Below are 15897 nucleotides of genomic sequence, written 5' to 3'. Positions count from 1 at the left end.
GGCAAGTAAAGCGCGGGAATCCCTCCCCGACTTCGGGGAAGGATATCCGCGCTCCACGCCGAAATCGCTGAGATGTGTGAATTCGACCGGAGATCGGAGGCAAGGAGTGTCGATCTCCGCAGCTCCATCAAGTGATTGAGCGAGATCGACATGTTCCAAAGCGATGCGCTCACCACGAGGCCCTATGTCGACCCGAAGATGTCGACCTGGAGGTCGACACTCCACGTGCAAGCGCGCACGGCGGGTCTAGCTGGATCCCGTTAAGGTCTCGGCAAGTTTTCAGCCGAGCCAGGATCCCGCCATGGTCGCCCTCCAGCAACACACCGTACCCACCTATGCCGACAGCCTTGCCTTCGAGGTCAAGGCGATGGCCTTGCGGGGCCTACGCTCTCTGCGCGAAGCGGTTGCGGCCGAGCCCCTTCGTCGCCATCGCCGCTCGACCCGGCTGGCCGCCGCACCCGTGCTTGGCCGGGCCGGTTCGCCCCTGTGGACCAATGTCGCCGGAGCCAGGGATCGCGAACTCACCGCCGGCAAGGTGCAGAATTTGCGCATGGCCCTGAAAGGGCTCGACGGCGTCGAGGTACCGGCCGGTGCCGTGCTCAGCTTCTGGAAGCAGGTCGGCCGCGCCAGCCGGGCGCGCGGTTACGTCCCCGGCCGCGAGCTGCGCGAAGGCTGCCTGATCGCCAGCGTCGGCGGCGGCCTCTGCCAGCTTTCCAACGCCCTCTACGAGGCAGCCCTCGCAGCCGGGTTGGAGATCGTCGAACGCCATGCCCATAGCCGCGTGGTGCCCGGCTCGCGTGCCCAGCTCGGCCGCGATGCTACCGTGTTCTGGAACTATGTCGATTTCCGAATCCGCAGCCCCCACGCCTTCCGCATCGAAGCTTCGATGAGCCGGGACAGGCTGGAGATCGTCCTACGCGGCCATGGCCGCGGCAATGCCGCCGAGTTCCCCGTGGAAACACCTGCTGCAGGACCGGCGGTACACGATTGCACCCAATGCGGCCGCGAGGACTGCCATCGCAACGATCCCGAACGCCCACTACCCGCCGGCGTGCCGACAGCCTGGCTTGTTGATGCCTGCTGGCCGGAATTTGCGGCCCTGTTGAAGCAGAGGGCTGGCAGCGAGGATGTCCTTTTCCTGCCCTCCCGCCATCTCGGCGCCGTGCGCTATGGCTGGCCGGCCGGCGCTGCCGGCGGCGAGACCACGGCAACCATCGCCGCGCTGCGCCGCTCGCTGGCTATGCGAGGCGCCACGGGCGGCAGCCTGCAGGCAAAGGCTCTGCAGGGCGATGCCCGGCTCGCCGCCGCCTATGCCGCGAAACTGTCGCACCGGCATACGCATCTCATGGTGTCACAGAACCTGCTGCCGCATCTGTGGCTATCGGGCGCCCTGCAGGGCCGCAGCTTCGAAGTGCTGATGGAGCGCTTGCCGCTCGCCGTGCTGCAGGCAAAGCTCGATGCCGCTGCCGCGCGCCATCCCGAAAGCTCCACTCTGGCGGATTTCCGCGCGCCGGAGGCGATCGTCGCGGCCGAAAGCGCCGCCCTGGCTGCCGCCGACCGGCTGCTGAGCCCGCATGCGGAGATCGCCACCCTCGACCCTGGCAGAACCCATCTGCTCGACTGGTCCCCCGCCGGGCCGCTTCCGGCCGCAAAGAGCGGCCGCACCCTGCTGTTTCCCGCCTCGGCCCTCGGCCGCAAGGGCGCCTATGCCTTGCGCGAGGCGCTCTACGGCCTGCCCGTCGAGCTTGCCGTGAAGGGGCATTCGCGCGAGAGCCTCGGCTTCTGGGGCAACATGCCTGTCCGCCTGCTGGCGCCGGGCGAGACGCCCGCCACGCTCGCCGGCGTGGTGCTGCCGGCACTGGTCGAGCATCAGCCCCGCCTCCTCCTCGCTGGCCTTGCTGCCGGCCTGCCCGTGATCGCCACGCCGGCCTGCGGCCTCTCCACGCGACCAGGCCTGACCCTGGTGCCGGAGGACGATCCGGCGGCGCTACGCCGGGCCATCGAGGCTCTGCTCGGCTGAGGCGAACGGCAGCCGAGCTAGATCGGCTCGACGCCGTGCCGGGGCACGGCGTCCGCCTGCGGGGCCGGCACCCTGCCCATCCGCTTTGCCCACACAGCCGTCAGGATCGGCACCAGGATCGCCGTCACCAGGCAGGCCGTGGCCACCAGGGCCGTGGCCGCCGGCACCACCGGCTTGAAGCTCGGGATCATCTCGCCGATCAGTGTCGGATTGGCGATCGCCGCCCCGGCCGTGCTGGAGGCCGCCAGCCCGGCCGTGCCGTTCCCGCCGCCGATGAACCTGTCGGCGAGCATCAGGGGAATGCCGGTGACCACGATCACCCCGAGGCCGAGCAGAACACCGGTAAGGCCGCTCTGCGCGATGACCTTGAGATCGATGCCATTGCCGAGGGCGAAGCCGAAGAACGGGATCAGCGGATGGACGCAGCGCCCGAACAGCTCGCGCAGGTCCCGGTCGAGATTGCCGAGGGCAAAGCCGATCAGGAAGGGCAGCACGGCGCCGACGAACAGGCGCGGCTCGAACACGGCCACGCCGGACGCGCCGAGGATGAGCATGCTGACCAGCGGCCCGGATTCGACCGACATCAGCACGAACGCGCCGGCCTCCTCCTTGGTGCCATATTGTTGCATCACCGCGGCGTAGAGGCCGCCATTGGTCATGTCCATCGAGGCGGTGATTGCCAGCACCGACAGGCCCGCGAACAGGCCGGAGGTGATGCCGCCGTCGGGGATGAACCGTGCTGCGATCATGGTGGCGACCCAGGCCACGATGATCTTGGTGACCAGGAGCGTGCCCGATTTCCGCAGCACCACGCCGGTCGCCTTGAGATCGATGGTGGCGCCCATGCAGAAGAACCAGACGGCGAGGATCGGCACGGTGCCGGTGATCAGGCCGTTGCTGAACGACCCCAGATAGCTGCCGGCGCCCGGTGAGAAAGTCTTGCACAGAGCGCCGAGCAGCAGCGGCACCAGCATCAGGCCGCCGGGAATCTTGTCGATGACCTTCAATATCTTCATGGACTGCCTCCCAATGTTCATTGTGGCTGTGCCTTCGGGCCCAGAGAGGTGCCGGAAGGCCGCCTTTGTTCTCTAAGAGCCGGCCCCCAGGGCCGGACGATGCGCCTCAGCGCGCCAGCCAGCCGCCATCCACCGGAATGGTGGTGCCATGGACATAGGCTGCGGCCTCCGAGGCCAGGAACACGGCCGCGCCACCGAGATCGGCGGGCACGCCCCAGCGTTCGGCCGGAATGCGCGCCAGGATCTGGGCATTGCGCTCGGTGTCGGCACGCAACGCGGCGGTGTTGTTGGTCGCCATGTAGCCGGGAGCGATCGCATTGACGTTGATGCCCTTGGCGGCCCATTCGCAGGCAAGCAGCTTGGTGAGTCCCATCAGCCCGCTCTTGGCCGAGGTGTAGGAGGCGACGCGGATGCCGCCCTGGAAGGACAGCATCGAGGCGATGTTGATGATCTTGCCGCCGCGCCCGCCCGCAAGCATGGCGCGGGCCGCCGCCTGGGCCAGGAAGAAGGCCGATTTGAGATTGACGTCCACCACCGCGTCCCAGTCCTCCTCGGTGAAGTCGAGGGCATCGGCGCGGCGGATGATGCCGGCATTGTTGACCAGGATGTCGAGCGCGCCGAAGCGGTCGAGCGCGGACTGGACGATCGCGGGCAGGCGGGCCGTGGTGGAGAGATCGGCCATCACAGGCAGGAAGGCGCCGCCCTGCTCCTCAATCGCCGCGCGGGTCTCCTCGGCGGGGCCGCGATCGACCCCGACGATGCTGGCGCCGGCCTGCGACAAGGCGATGGCGATGGCCTGCCCGAGCCCCGTGCGCGATCCCGTCACCATCGCGACCTTGCCGGTGAGATCGAAAGGACTGGAGGCAATTCGGTTCATGGCCGCGCCGCTCATCGCAGGTCCGCCGTCGCAACCATGTCCATGTCGGCATAGTCCTGGTTGTCGCCGGCCATGGCCCAGATGAAGGTATAGGCCCCGGTGCCGACGCCGGAATGAACAGACCAGGGCGGCGAGATCACCGCGTCGCCCTCGCCCATCACCAGATGGCGCGTCTCCTGGGGCTCGCCCATGAAATGGAAGATGCGCGCCTCGGGTGCGAGGTCGAAATAGAGATAGACCTCGTTGCGCCGGTCATGAGTGTGGCAGGGCATGGTGTTCCACACCGAGCCCGGCGCCAGCGTGGTCATGCCGAAGACGAGCTGGCAGGATTCGACCGCGCCCGGGATCAGCATCTGGTGAATGCTGCGCTCGTTCGCCGTACTCTTGTCGCCGAGTTCCAGGATGCGCCCGATCGAGGCGTCGATCCGGCGCGTCGGATAGCTGCGATGGGCGGGCGCCGACAACAGGTAGAAGCGCGGCGGCGCGGCACCGTTCCTGGCCTCGAACACCACCTCGCCGGCGCCCATGCCGACATAGAGGGCTTCGCGCGTGCCGATGTCGTGAGCCTCACCGTCGACACGAACGATCCCTGGCGCGCCGATATTGATGATGCCCAGTTCGCGCCGCGCCAGGAAGGTAGACTGCCCGACCTCCTTCGGCGTCAGCAGCACGAGGGGCGCATCGACCGGGCAGGCCCCACCGATGATCATGCGCTCGACATGGGAGTAGACCAGCTTGATGCGGCCGGCAGCGAACAGGTCGGGAATCAGGAATTCGCGGCGCAGACCCTGCGTATCCAGGCCTTTGACGGCCTCGGAGTGGCTGGCGTGGCGAATTTCGAGGGATTGATGGGACATAGGAACTTTCTGGATTGTCGAGATCGCTGGGATGAGCCGCTCAAGAACCGCGCTCGAATAGGTGACTTGAAGGAATTGTCACCCCCGGCGGGGTCGAAGACCCCGGGAAGGGGATGACAGAGTGTTTATGGGCAAGCGGCTCCTCACCGGAACAGCAGCGTCTCGAAGGCGGCGGAGATGCCGGCGGCATCCCCCGAGAAATAGTCCGGGTTGTGATCGCGGATGGAAGCCAGGCTCCGGCGCAGGCCGTCGAGGTGGTTGTTCATGGCGAGGCCGGCCTTCTCGGCGTCATGGGCCTCGATGGCATCGACGATGGCGCCGTGCTCCTCGACGACGCGTTGCATGCGCCCGGCCTCCGGCAGCGTCAGCCGGCGGTAGCGGTCGAGCTGGGTCTTGACCTGCTGCACCATGTCCCAGGCGCCCGGCCGGCCCGCCGCCATGGCGAGAGCGGCATGGAAGGCTTCGTCGGCTTCATGAAAGGCATTGGTGTCGCCGAACGCGAGGCTCTCGCGCTGGCGCTCGATCAGGCCGCGCAGCAGGGTGACGCTGCTGCCTCGCGCCTGATGGGCCGCCGCCCGCGCCGTGGCGTGCTCGACGGCCGAGCGCACGAAGATCGCATCGGGCAGGATGGCGGCAGGAATGCGGGCGACGCGGGTGGCGGACCGGGCCGCGATTTCGACCAACCCCTCATCGGCCAGGCGCAGCAGCGCCTCGCGGACCGGCGTGCGGCTGACCGCATGCGCCGCGGCGACCTCCGCTTCGGCGATCTTCTCGCCAGGCAGCCTGATCATGGAGACGATCTCGTCGCGCAGCGCCCGATGCACGAGCGCCGACGTCGTCATGCCGGGCTGCGCCGCAAGCGGCCGCCCACCGGTACGATCCTGGAAAGTGGCAAAGGCACTCATCGCATCCACCATATCTGATATATTAGATATCCTAACCTCTCCCAATACCTGCGTCAATGCCGTTGGATGGCTGGCCTGACACCGCCAGGTAGCCCATCGCCTTCCGGCACGACCTCAATCACGTTCCAGGTCGCAAGGGCTGGCCTGGGTGCAGCAGGAAGGCGGCGTCAGCTGTTTTCCTGGAGAGTTCCATGCGCCGTTTCGCTTTCCTTCTCGCCCTCACCGCCAGCCTGGCGGGACCTGCTGCCTTCGCCAGCGAACCGATCGGGTCCCGGCAGATCAGCATCCCCGACCCGGCGGGTGAGCGGCCGCTGCAGGCCCGCCTCTGGTATCCGGCCAGCACCGCCGGGCCCTTGACCTCGATCGGCGGGCGGGATGGCAGCTTCCCGGGCGTCGAGGTGGTGGAGAATGCTCCTCCCGTGGCCGGCAGCCATGCGCTTGTCCTGCTCTCGCACGGCTTCGGCGGCAACTGGCGGAACCTGAACTGGCTGGCGGGCGAACTTGCCAGACAAGGCTATGTCGTGGCAGCGCCGGATCATCCCGGCACCACCACCTTCGACAAGCGGCCGGAACAGGCTGTCCGTCTATGGGAACGGCCCCGCGATCTCAGCCGGGTTCTCGATGCCGTCAGCACCAATCCCGGCCTTGCCGGCCCCATCGAGGCGAGCCGCATCGCCGCTATCGGCCATTCCCTCGGCGGCTGGACGGTGATGGCGATGGCCGGCGGGCGCTACGACGCGAGCCGCCTTCCCGCGATTTGCTCGCCCGCGCCTCTTTGCGAAGCTCTCACGGCTCTCGGGCTGCGCGGTGGCGGGACCGATCGCGCCAAGCTGGGAGCCGATCTCCGCGATGCCAGGATCGGCGCCGTCGTCTCCCTCGATCTCGGACCGGCGCTCGGCTTCACGCCGCAAAGCCTGGCGGCTGTCCGGATACCCGTGCTGGTGCTCGCGGCGGGAACGCCGGTCCCCGGCATCGCGGCCCTGAAGCAGGACTCCGATTATCTGGTCAACGCCCTGCCGCCGGCGAGCACGCGCTACCTGCCCATCCCTGACGCCACCCATTTCAGCTTCATGCAGCTATGCCTGCCGGAGGCGCCCGCCGCGATCGAGAAGATCGCCCCGGGAGAAAGCTTCGTCTGCCGGGACGGCGGCACGCGCGAGCGAACGGCCCTGCACCGCCAGATCGCCGATGAGATCCTCGCCTTCCTGGCTCGGGCCCTGCCCTCGCGATAGGAGGAACCGCAGCGCCTAGACCGCGCCGGCCAGGTCGCGACGGGCGCGGTCGGCGGCTTCGGCGTAGCGGCGCAAGGCGTGGGCTTCCGACAACAGGCCGATGACATGGCCGGCCTCGTCCACCACCGCCAGCGCCTCGGCCTCGCAGCCTTCCATGCGCTCGGTCGCCTCCTTCAGCGTCATGCCCGCCGTCAGCACCTCATCGCGATAGAGAGCCAGGCCGCTGACGGGACTGGCACCATCCTGGATTTCCGGGCTGACCTGATAGGCATCAGCGACCCGGATCAGCCCGGCATAGCGATTGGTCAGGGTATCGACGGCCACGATGTAATGGGTGGTGCCGAGCGGGTGGGCATTGCGGAAGACCACGAGCGAGGCGTCCTTGTCCACCGTCGGCGCCGGCTTGCGCATCACCCGGCCGACGGTGAGGTCGCGCGCCCAGCCAATGTCGTGGGCGCTGCGGATCGCCTCGCCGCGCAGATGAAAGCGCCAGGTGGCGAAGGAATAGCCGAACGTCTCGCGCACGGTGATGCTGGCGATGATCACCGCCAGCAATACGGCCACGGTGAGCTGGAAATCCCCGGTCATCTCCAGCACCAGGAAGCTCATGGTCAGCGGCCCGCCCATCACGGACGCCGCCAGTGCCGCCATGCCGGCGAGCGCGGCGGCGTGGGGCGTCAACCCAGTCGTGATCGAGAAGAATTGGATGCCGCCGAGATAGAACTGGCCCACCAGCGCGCCGAGGAAGAGCGAGGCGAAGAACAGGCCGCCGCGAAAGCCCGAGCCGAGCGAGATGCAGGAAGCCATCGCCTTCAAGACGATCAGCCCGCCCAGCACCAGGAGCGGCAATTCGCTGCCGGCCAGCATCTTCACCAGCGCGCCATGCCCGGATGACAGCACCTGCGGCGTGATCAGAGCGAGACCGCCGACCATCACCCCGCCGAGTGCCGGCATCAGCCAGATCGGCAGGGGCAGGCGGCGAAATCCCTTCTCCGTCATGGCGACCCCGAGCATCACCAGGATGGCGACGGCGGCGCTGAACAGGCCGAGACCGACCAAAGCGGCGAAGGATGAAGCCTGCGGCCGGAAACCGACATTGATGACGAAGGCGTAGGAATCGATCCCGAGCAGATGGGTGACGATGGTGCCGGCGATGGCCGCGGCAGCGACGGGCGCCAGATGCGAGACGGCGTAGGTGCCGATGATGATCTCGAAGGCGTAGAAGGCGCCGGTCAGGGGCGCGCTGAAGGCGCCGGCAATGGCACCGGCCGAACCGCAGCCCACCAGCAGGCGCAAATCCGCACGGCGCAGATGGAAACCGAGCCCAATCCGCGAGGCGATGCCCGAGCCGATCTGTGAATAGGCGGCCTCGAGCCCAACGGAGGCGCCGAAGGCATTGGAGATCCAGGTCTGTACGACCACGATGATGCTGCCGGCGAGCGACAGGCGCCCGCCATGCAGGGCGTTGGCTTCGATCGGGTCGACCGGGCGCGGCGAGCGGGTACGCGCCAGGACCAGGTTGAACAGGCCGAGCAGCAGGCCGCCGATAACCGGCATCGACACGGCCAGGATCACCGGCAGGCCGAGGGTGCCGCTCAGCCTCTCCTCCGCCTGTAGACCGAAGAAGAGTTCATGGGCAAGCTGAGCGGTGGCGGCGACACCATAGACAGCCACCCCGGCCAATGCCCCCACCACGGCGGCGAGCGCCACCATGCCGCTTTCGCTGCGTCGCACCAGAAGGCGCATCCAGCCAGGGATGGCCCGGTCGAAGACGAGGTTGAGAGTCTGGCGGGAAAAACGCTGATGGGACATGACAAGCTGGCCCGCCTCGATTGGAGGCAGGAATAAGAGGTAAGCCGGTCCATCCTGTTTAGACGCTCGCCGTGAAAGGCAAAAGTCCGCAAACGACGAAAATTGGCGCGATCGGGAACGGGGGCCTATTCTCGCCGGCCCGGCCCGTCATCCACCACGCGCAGATCGGTCAGCAGCATCGCCACGCTGCCATCAGCCCCCAGGCCGAACCAGGATGGATAGGCGCCATCGCCCCAGCCGCTCGAGAACAGCACCAGGGCATGCGCACCACGGTTGACGGGCAGAGCATAGGGCAGCCCATGCGCCTTGCTGTAGCTTTCGCCCTGACGGATCCAATCGTCATAGACGGCCTGCACCTGATCGGTCGACAGGACTGCGATATCCTTGCCTACGGCAGGATCAAGAAAGGCACCGGTGCCCGCATCGACCGGAAAGCCGTAATATTCGTCCCTGCCGAGCTTGGCAGGGTCCTGGCCCGGCACCAAGGTTCGTTCCCAGCTCACGGCCGGCGCTTGCGAGAATTCGACGCGCGCAAAGGCGACGCGATCGCCGAAACGCTTCGAACAGATCACTGCGACGCGCACGGGAAACTGCCCATTCGGCACGGCGCGAGTGAAGGGCTTGGCCTCGATGAAGACGAAGGGATCGCAGGCCACGATCTGCCCGGAGGACACCGTGACCTCCCCCAGAACGCGGCTGTCGAGCGGCACGGAGGTGCCCTCGACCGTCGCCGTCGCGCCGGGCACGAAGGCGGTCTCGAACCGGGCCGCATCCGGGCGCAACGGCCCTTCTTCCGCCCGCGACGGCGCGGTCATGCCGAAGCAGAGGGCGAGCGCGACGAAAAGCGCCCGCCGCACTCTCAGCCCTTGGGCTTGTTCTGGCGGTTGGCGATCAGGTCCTCCACCACCGTCGGGTCGGCCAGAGTGGAGATATCGCCGAGCGAGCCGAAATCGTCCTCGGCGATCTTGCGCAGGATGCGGCGCATGATCTTGCCGGAGCGCGTCTTGGGCAGGCCGGGCGCGAACTGGATGAGGTCGGGCGAAGCGATCGGGCCGATTTCGCGGCGCACCCAGCCCACCAATTCCTTGCGCAGGATCTCGTCGCCGCTGCTGCCCGCCATCAAGGTGACATAAGCATAGATGCCCTGGCCCTTGAGATCGTGGGGGTAGCCGACGACGGCGGCTTCCGACACCAGTTCATGCGCCACCAGCGCGCTCTCCACCTCGGCCGTGCCCATGCGGTGTCCGGAGACGTTGATGACGTCGTCGACGCGGCCGGTGATCCAGTAATAGCCGTCCTCGTCGCGGCGGCAGCCGTCACCGGTGAAATATTTGCCCTTATAGGCGGCGAAATAGGTGTCGAAGAAGCGCTGGTGGTCGCCATAGACGGTGCGCATCTGGCCCGGCCAGGAATCGGCAATGACGAGATTGCCCTCGCAGGGGCCCTCCAGCACCTTGCCCTCGGCGTCGACGATCTCGGGACGCACGCCGAAGAAGGGCCGTGTGGCCGATCCCGGCTTGAGCTTGGTGGCGCCGGGCAGCGGCGAGATCAGGATGCCGCCGGTCTCGGTCTGCCACCAGGTGTCGACGATCGGGCAGCGATGGTCGCCCACCACGCGGTGATACCATTCCCAGGCCTCGGGATTGATCGGCTCGCCCACGGAGCCGAGCAGGCGGAGCGAGGCGCGCGAGGTCTTCCTCACCGGCTCCTCGCCGGCCCCCATCAAAGCGCGGATCGCGGTCGGCGCAGTGTAGAAGATGTTGACCTGGTGCTTGTCGATCACTTCCCAGAAGCGCGACACCGACGGGTAGTTCGGCACACCCTCGAACATCAGCGTGGTGGCACCGTTACACAGCGGGCCGTAGACGATGTAGGAATGACCGGTGACCCAGCCGACATCGGCAGTGCACCAATAGATGTCGCCCTCGCGGTAATCGAAGACATATTGATGCGTCATCGCAGCATAGACGAGATAGCCCGCGGTGGTGTGCAGCACGCCCTTCGGCTTGCCGGTGGAACCGGAGGTGTAGAGGATGAACAGCGGGTCCTCCGCCGCCATCTCCTCGCAAGGGCACTCGTCGGAGACATTGGCGGCGAGATCGGCGTAGAAATGATCGCGTCCGGTGACCATCGGCACCGGGGCACCGGTGCGCTTGATCACGATCACCGAGGAGACGCCCCCTTCCTTGGCCAGCGCCGCGTCGACATTGGCCTTGAGCGGCACGCGCTTGCCACCGCGCAAGCCTTCGTCGGCGGTAATGACCACGGTCGAACCGCAATCGGTGATGCGGCCGGCGAGGGAATCAGGCGAGAAGCCCCCGAAGACGATGGAATGCACGGCGCCGACGCGGGCGCAGGCCAGCATGGCGAAGGCCGCTTCGGGAATCATCGGCAGATAGATGGTGACCCGGTCGCCCTTCTTGACGCCCTCGCCCTTGAGCACGTTGGCGAAGCGCTGCACCTGGCTGGCCAACTCGCGATAGGAGATGTGGCGGCTCTCGGAGGGATCGTCACCCTCCCAGATGATGGCGGTACGATCGCCGTGTTCGGCGACGTGGCGGTCGACGCAGTTCCAGGAGACGTTGGTGGTGCCGTCCTCATACCAGCGGATCGAGACATCCGGTTCGAAACGGGTATTCTTGACCCTGGTATAGGGCTCGAACCAGCCAATTCGCTTGCCGTGTTCGCCCCAGAACGCCTCGGGATCGCTGACGGAGGCTTCGTACATCGCCTGGTAACGCGCATTGTCGACATACGCTTCCTCGGCCCATTCGCGCGGAACGTCGTAGATCTTGGCCTCAGACATGCCTTCCTCCCATCGGCCGGGGTCGTGCCACGGCCTTGCAACGCGCGCCGGCTTCGAAACCGGCATTTCCTCTGGAGCGAAGCGCGTTCATGGCTGAACGCTCGTGTGCTCCAACTCCTTGCTTCGGCGCGTCTTTGCGATTCCTGACGATTCCGCAAAAATCGCAAAACGCTTTGATAGAACGCTTATGACAAAGCGCGGGCGCAGGGCAAGTCCCTCGCGTGCTCCGGCGGATACTGAGGTGCGTCTGTCATTGCTTGACGCGGCGCGGTATAGTGGCGGCTGAACTTGCGATGCTACCGCTTAGTACCAGCCCGCCAAGAAAGGATGTGGCCATGGACATCGAAGGCGCCGTCGCCAGCCATTACACGCAAGGTTCGCTTGAGCGAACACTGTTTTCGGCACTGGAGGCCGCCGGCAAGGATCCGGACCGGCTCGTCACCGGCGATCTCGCCGGCATCGACGAGTTTCACCTCGGCTGGGCCGCCGCCACCGAAGAGCTGGCCGAGGATCTCGGCTTCACCCATGCCATGCATGTGCTCGATGTCGGCTCGGGCATCGGGGGACCGGCACGGCATCTGGCGGAGGCGCTCGGCTGCAGCGTCACCGGCATCGATCTTACCGCCGAATTCGTCGCCGTGGCGGAGGCGGTGACCCGGCGCTGTCACCTGTCGGGGCGGGTCTCCTTCGTGCAGGGCAGTGCCCTCGCCTTGCCCTTCGAGGCCGCGAGCTTCGACGGCGCCACCCTGTTCCATGTCGGCATGAACATCGCCGACAAGGATACTCTCTTTCGCGAGATACACCGGGTACTCAAGCCGGGTGCGCGCTTCGGCGTCTACGACATCATGCACCAAGGCCAGACACACAATGGCTTGGGTGAACTGCCCTTCCCGATGCCCTGGGCGATGAGCTCGGCCACCAGCTTCGTGGAGCCGCCGAGCCGCTACCGCCAGGCCCTTGCCCAGGCCGGTTTCAGCCTGGAGCTCGAGCGCAGCCATCGCGACCTTGCTCTCCGGCTCGGCCGCGAGATGAGGGAGAAGGTCGCCCGCGACGGCCCGTCTCCCCTCGGGCCCCAGGTCCTGATGGGCGCGAACGCTCCCCTTCGCATCGGCAATGTGATGTCGGCCCTGGCCGATGGGCTGATCGCGCCCATCGAGATGATCGCGCGGGCAGCGTGAGAAAACTCGCACTCACCGCATCGCGACGGCACGCGGTTCGGGCATGACCAGATCCTGGTCCTCCCTGGGCTCTCCCGCCAGAACGGCTTCCGGCGGCTCGCTTGGTTCGCCGGAATCGCGACCGCTTCTCAGCCATTTCGAAAAGCCGTCGAGATAGAGATAGATCACCGGCGTGGTGAAGAGAGTCAGGACCTGGCTGACGATGAGGCCGCCGACCATGGCATAGCCGAGAGGCTGGCGGATCTCCGAGCCGGTGCCGGAACCGAGCATCAGTGGTACACCGCCGAGCAAGGCGGCCATGGTGGTCATCAGGATCGGTCGGAAGCGCAGGAGGCAGGCCCGGCGGATCGCCTCCACGGCGCTCATGCGGTGATCGCGCTCGGCGACGATGGCGAAATCGACCAGCATGATGCCGTTCTTCTTGACGATGCCGATCAGGAGAATGACCCCGATCAGGGCGATCAGGCTGAAGTCGAAATGGAACAGCAGCAACGTCGCCAGAGCCCCCACGCCCGCGGAAGGCAGGGTCGAGAGGATGGTGAGGGGGTGGATGAAGCTCTCATAGAGGATGCCGAGGATCAGATAGACCACCACCAGGGCCGCGACGATCAGCATCGGCACCGAGGAGAGCGAATCCTGGAAGGCCTGCGCCGTGCCCTGGAAGGTCGAGCCGATGGTGGCCGGCAGCTCCATCCGCTTTTCCAGAGCCTCGATGGCGGCCGTCGCCTGCCCGAGCGCCACGCCGGGCGCCAGGTTGAAGGAGATCGTCACCGCCGGGAACTGGCCCTGATGGTTAATGGCGAGCGGGCGGACAGGATCTGTGCTCCATTTCGCAAAGGCCGAGAGCGGCACCTCGCCGCCGGTGGCCGGCGAGCGCAGATAGATCTGCTGCAGCGTCGCCGTGCTCTTCTGCAGCGAGGGCAGCACCTCCAGGATGACGTAATAGGTCGAGAGCTGGGTCGAGAATTGCGCGATCTGGCGCTGGCCGAAGGCATCATAGAGCGTGGCGTCGATGATGTCGGGCGTCAGCCCGTAGCGGGCAGCCTGGTCGCGATCGATCGACAGGGTCAGAGTGGTGCCGGATGCCTGCTGGTCCGAAGCGACGTCGCGCAGTTCCGGCATGGTCTTCATGGCGTCCAGCAGCTTCGGCGCCCATTGGTTGAGCTGGTCGATGTCGGTGCCCTGCAGGGTGAACTGGTACTGCGTGCGGGAGGGCCGGCCGCCGAGGCGCACGTCCTGCGCCGATTGCAGGTAAAGCCGCGCCCCCTCGACCTTGGCGGTCTGGAGCTGCAGGCGGCGGATCACCTGGTCAGCCGAAGCGCTACGCCGGTCGCGCGGCTTCAGCGTGATATACATGGTGCCGTCATTGAGGGTGTTGCCGTTGCCGCCCATGCGCATGGCCATATGGTCGATGGCCGGATCCTTGAGCACGATGGCGCCCAATTCCTCCATATGGCGCGCCATGTCGGCCACGGACGTATCCTGCGCCGCTTCGACGACGCCGGTGATCAGGCCGGTGTCCTGCTGCGGGAAGAAACCCTTGGGAATGATCACGAACAGGTAAGCCGACAGGGCCACCGTGGCGAAGAAGGTCAGCAGGGTGATGAAGCGGAAGCGCAGCACGAGGTCGAGGCCGCGTTCATAGGCATTCACCATGGCCTCGAAGAAAGATTCGCTGAGCTTGTAGAACTTGCCATGATGCTCCTCGTGAATCGGCTTGAGGAAGCGCGAAGCCATCATCGGCGTCAGGGTCAGCGACACGAAGGCCGAGACCACGATGGTCATGGCGAGCGTGATCGCAAACTCCCGGAACAGCCGGCCAATGATGCCGCTCATCAACAGGAGCGGAATCAGCACGGCGATCAGCGAGATGCTGATCGACAGAATGGTGAAGCCGATCTCGCCGGCTCCCTTGAGGGCGGCGGCCATCGGTCTCTCACCCTCCTCGATATGCCGGGTGATGTTCTCCAGCATGACGATGGCGTCGTCGACCACGAAGCCCACCGCAATGGTCAGCGCCATCAGCGAGAGATTATCGAGGCTGTAGCCGGCCAGCCACATCAGGGCGCAAGCGCCCAGCAAGGCCAAGGGCACGGTGATGGAGGGGATCACCGTGGCCCACACGCTGCGCAGGAAGACGAAGATCACCATGACGACGAGCCCGATGGTGAGCAGCAGCGTGAACTGCACGTCCTTCACGGCGGCGCGGATGGTCTGGGTACGGTCCGACAGCACGGAGATCTTGATAGCGGGTGAAATACCCGCTTCCAGGCGCGGCAGCACCTTCATGACATTGTCGACGGTGTCGATGACGTTGGCGCCGGGCTGCTTGAAGATCACCAGGAAGACGCCACGCTTGCCATCCGCCCAGCCCGCCTGGGTATCGTCCTGGGGCGCGCTCACCGCCTGGCCGATGTCGCGCACGCGTACCGGACTGCCATTGCGATAGGCGATGATGACGTCGTTCCAGTCCTTGGCGTCGGTGAGCTGGTCGTTGGCATAGATGGTGTAGGAGCGGGTGGCGCCGTTGAAGGTGCCCTTTGGATTGTTGACCGTGGTGACGGCAAGCGGGGTGCGCACGTCCTCCAGCGACAATCCCTTGGCCACCAGCTTGGCGGGGTCGACCTGGACGCGGATGGACGGGGTCTGCTGGCCGCCGACATTGACCTGGCCGACGCCGCCGATCTGGCTGATGGCCTGGGCCAGCTTGGTGAGCGCCTGGTCGGAAACCTCGGTCAAGGGCAGCGTGTCGGAGGTGGCGCCGAGCAGCAGGATGGGGGAATCGGCCGGATTGACCTTTCGATAGGTCGGCGGGCTCGGCATGTTCTTGGGCAATTGCCCGTTGGCGGCATTGATGGCCGCCAGCACATCCGCGCCCGCACCGTCGATATTGCGGGACAGGTCGAACTGCAGGGTGATCTGGGTCGAACTCGTCTGGCTCGACGAGGTCATCTCCGAAATGCCCGGGATCAGCGAGAACTGCGTTTCCAGCGGCTGGGCCACGGACGAGGCCATGGTGGCCGGATCGGCGCCGGGCAGGCTGGCGGAAACCTGGATGGTCGGGAAGTCGACTTCGGGCAGCGGCGCCACCGGCAATTGCGGATAGGCGATGATGCCGACGAACAGGATGCCCACCATCAAGAGCGTGGTGGCAACCGGGTGGCGGATGAAAGGGGTGGAGATACCGGGCATGG

The 15897-nt window shown here is 66.5% G+C and carries 11 protein-coding genes; 3 read left to right on the top strand and 8 right to left on the bottom strand.

Annotation, left to right across the window (positions count from 1 at the left end):
• Positions 1-301 precede the first annotated feature (301 nt).
• Positions 302-2020, top strand: coding sequence for a VanW family protein (locus ACZYTC_RS20825; protein WP_434958607.1), 1719 nt, complete (start codon positions 302-304; stop codon positions 2018-2020).
• A gap of 17 nt (positions 2021-2037) precedes the next feature.
• Here ACZYTC_RS20825 and kdgT read toward each other — a convergent pair whose 3' ends face one another.
• The 4 genes from kdgT to ACZYTC_RS20805 form a co-directional block, all read right to left on the bottom strand.
• Entirely contained in the window at positions 2038-3036 is a 999-nt protein-coding gene (kdgT, locus tag ACZYTC_RS20820; protein ID WP_441770964.1) for a 2-keto-3-deoxygluconate transporter, read from the bottom strand.
• 106 nt (positions 3037-3142) lie between these two features.
• Entirely contained in the window at positions 3143-3913 is a 771-nt protein-coding gene (kduD, locus tag ACZYTC_RS20815; protein WP_434958609.1) for a 2-dehydro-3-deoxy-D-gluconate 5-dehydrogenase KduD, read from the bottom strand.
• Between the two features lie 11 nt (positions 3914-3924).
• Positions 3925-4770, bottom strand: coding sequence for a 5-dehydro-4-deoxy-D-glucuronate isomerase (gene kduI, locus ACZYTC_RS20810; protein WP_441770963.1), 846 nt, complete (start codon positions 4768-4770; stop codon positions 3925-3927).
• A gap of 143 nt (positions 4771-4913) precedes the next feature.
• A complete protein-coding gene (locus tag ACZYTC_RS20805) occupies positions 4914-5675 on the bottom strand; it encodes a GntR family transcriptional regulator (protein WP_441770962.1) in 762 nt (253 codons plus the stop codon).
• Between the two features lie 191 nt (positions 5676-5866).
• Between ACZYTC_RS20805 and ACZYTC_RS20800 the strand changes: the two genes are divergently transcribed.
• Positions 5867-6907 carry an alpha/beta hydrolase family protein gene (locus ACZYTC_RS20800; protein ID WP_441770961.1) on the top strand — a complete coding sequence of 347 codons (1041 nt, stop codon included), beginning with the start codon at positions 5867-5869 and terminating at the stop codon, positions 6905-6907.
• Positions 6908-6922: 15 nt separating this feature from the next.
• Here ACZYTC_RS20800 and ACZYTC_RS20795 read toward each other — a convergent pair whose 3' ends face one another.
• The 3 genes from ACZYTC_RS20795 to acs form a co-directional block, all read right to left on the bottom strand.
• Complete coding sequence (locus ACZYTC_RS20795) at positions 6923-8719, bottom strand: chloride channel protein (RefSeq protein WP_434958613.1); 1797 nt, start codon at positions 8717-8719, stop codon at positions 6923-6925.
• 125 nt (positions 8720-8844) lie between these two features.
• Positions 8845-9576 (bottom strand): DUF4241 domain-containing protein, encoded by a 732-nt coding sequence (locus ACZYTC_RS20790; RefSeq protein WP_488990447.1) that lies wholly within the window; start codon positions 9574-9576, stop codon positions 8845-8847.
• A 2-nt stretch (positions 9577-9578) separates the two neighbouring features.
• On the bottom strand, positions 9579-11525 hold the full coding sequence (acs, locus tag ACZYTC_RS20785; RefSeq protein WP_434958616.1) for an acetate--CoA ligase: 1947 nt from the start codon (positions 11523-11525) through the stop codon (positions 9579-9581).
• A 335-nt stretch (positions 11526-11860) separates the two neighbouring features.
• Here acs and ACZYTC_RS20780 point away from each other — a divergent pair, with 335 nt between their 5' ends.
• Positions 11861-12703 carry a class I SAM-dependent methyltransferase gene (locus ACZYTC_RS20780; RefSeq protein WP_434958617.1) on the top strand — a complete coding sequence of 281 codons (843 nt, stop codon included), beginning with the start codon at positions 11861-11863 and terminating at the stop codon, positions 12701-12703.
• Between the two features lie 12 nt (positions 12704-12715).
• On the opposite strand, the gene ACZYTC_RS20775 is transcribed toward ACZYTC_RS20780, so the two are convergent.
• Positions 12716-15895, bottom strand: coding sequence for an efflux RND transporter permease subunit (locus ACZYTC_RS20775; protein ID WP_454811183.1), 3180 nt, complete (start codon positions 15893-15895; stop codon positions 12716-12718).
• Positions 15896-15897 lie beyond the last annotated feature (2 nt).

The sequence above is a fragment of the Labrys sp. F242 genome, from assembly GCF_057813875.1.
Note: the sequence above shows the minus strand (reverse complement) of the source record. Positions and strands in the feature narration are given on the sequence as shown.

What these genes read in the sequence shown, in the direction of transcription:
- ACZYTC_RS20825 (WP_434958607.1), top strand. Translation starts at nt 302, where the DNA reads ATGGTCGCCCTCCAGCAACACACCGTACCCACCTATGCCGACAGCCTT.
- kdgT (WP_441770964.1), bottom strand. Translation starts at nt 3,036, where the DNA reads ATGAAGATATTGAAGGTCATCGACAAGATTCCCGGCGGCCTGATGCTG.
- kduD (WP_434958609.1), bottom strand. Translation starts at nt 3,913, where the DNA reads ATGAACCGAATTGCCTCCAGTCCTTTCGATCTCACCGGCAAGGTCGCG.
- kduI (WP_441770963.1), bottom strand. Translation starts at nt 4,770, where the DNA reads ATGTCCCATCAATCCCTCGAAATTCGCCACGCCAGCCACTCCGAGGCC.
- ACZYTC_RS20805 (WP_441770962.1), bottom strand. Translation starts at nt 5,675, where the DNA reads ATGAGTGCCTTTGCCACTTTCCAGGATCGTACCGGTGGGCGGCCGCTT.
- ACZYTC_RS20800 (WP_441770961.1), top strand. Translation starts at nt 5,867, where the DNA reads ATGCGCCGTTTCGCTTTCCTTCTCGCCCTCACCGCCAGCCTGGCGGGA.
- ACZYTC_RS20795 (WP_434958613.1), bottom strand. Translation starts at nt 8,719, where the DNA reads ATGTCCCATCAGCGTTTTTCCCGCCAGACTCTCAACCTCGTCTTCGAC.
- acs (WP_434958616.1), bottom strand. Translation starts at nt 11,525, where the DNA reads ATGTCTGAGGCCAAGATCTACGACGTTCCGCGCGAATGGGCCGAGGAA.
- ACZYTC_RS20780 (WP_434958617.1), top strand. Translation starts at nt 11,861, where the DNA reads ATGGACATCGAAGGCGCCGTCGCCAGCCATTACACGCAAGGTTCGCTT.
- ACZYTC_RS20775 (WP_454811183.1), bottom strand. Translation starts at nt 15,895, where the DNA reads ATGCCCGGTATCTCCACCCCTTTCATCCGCCACCCGGTTGCCACCACG.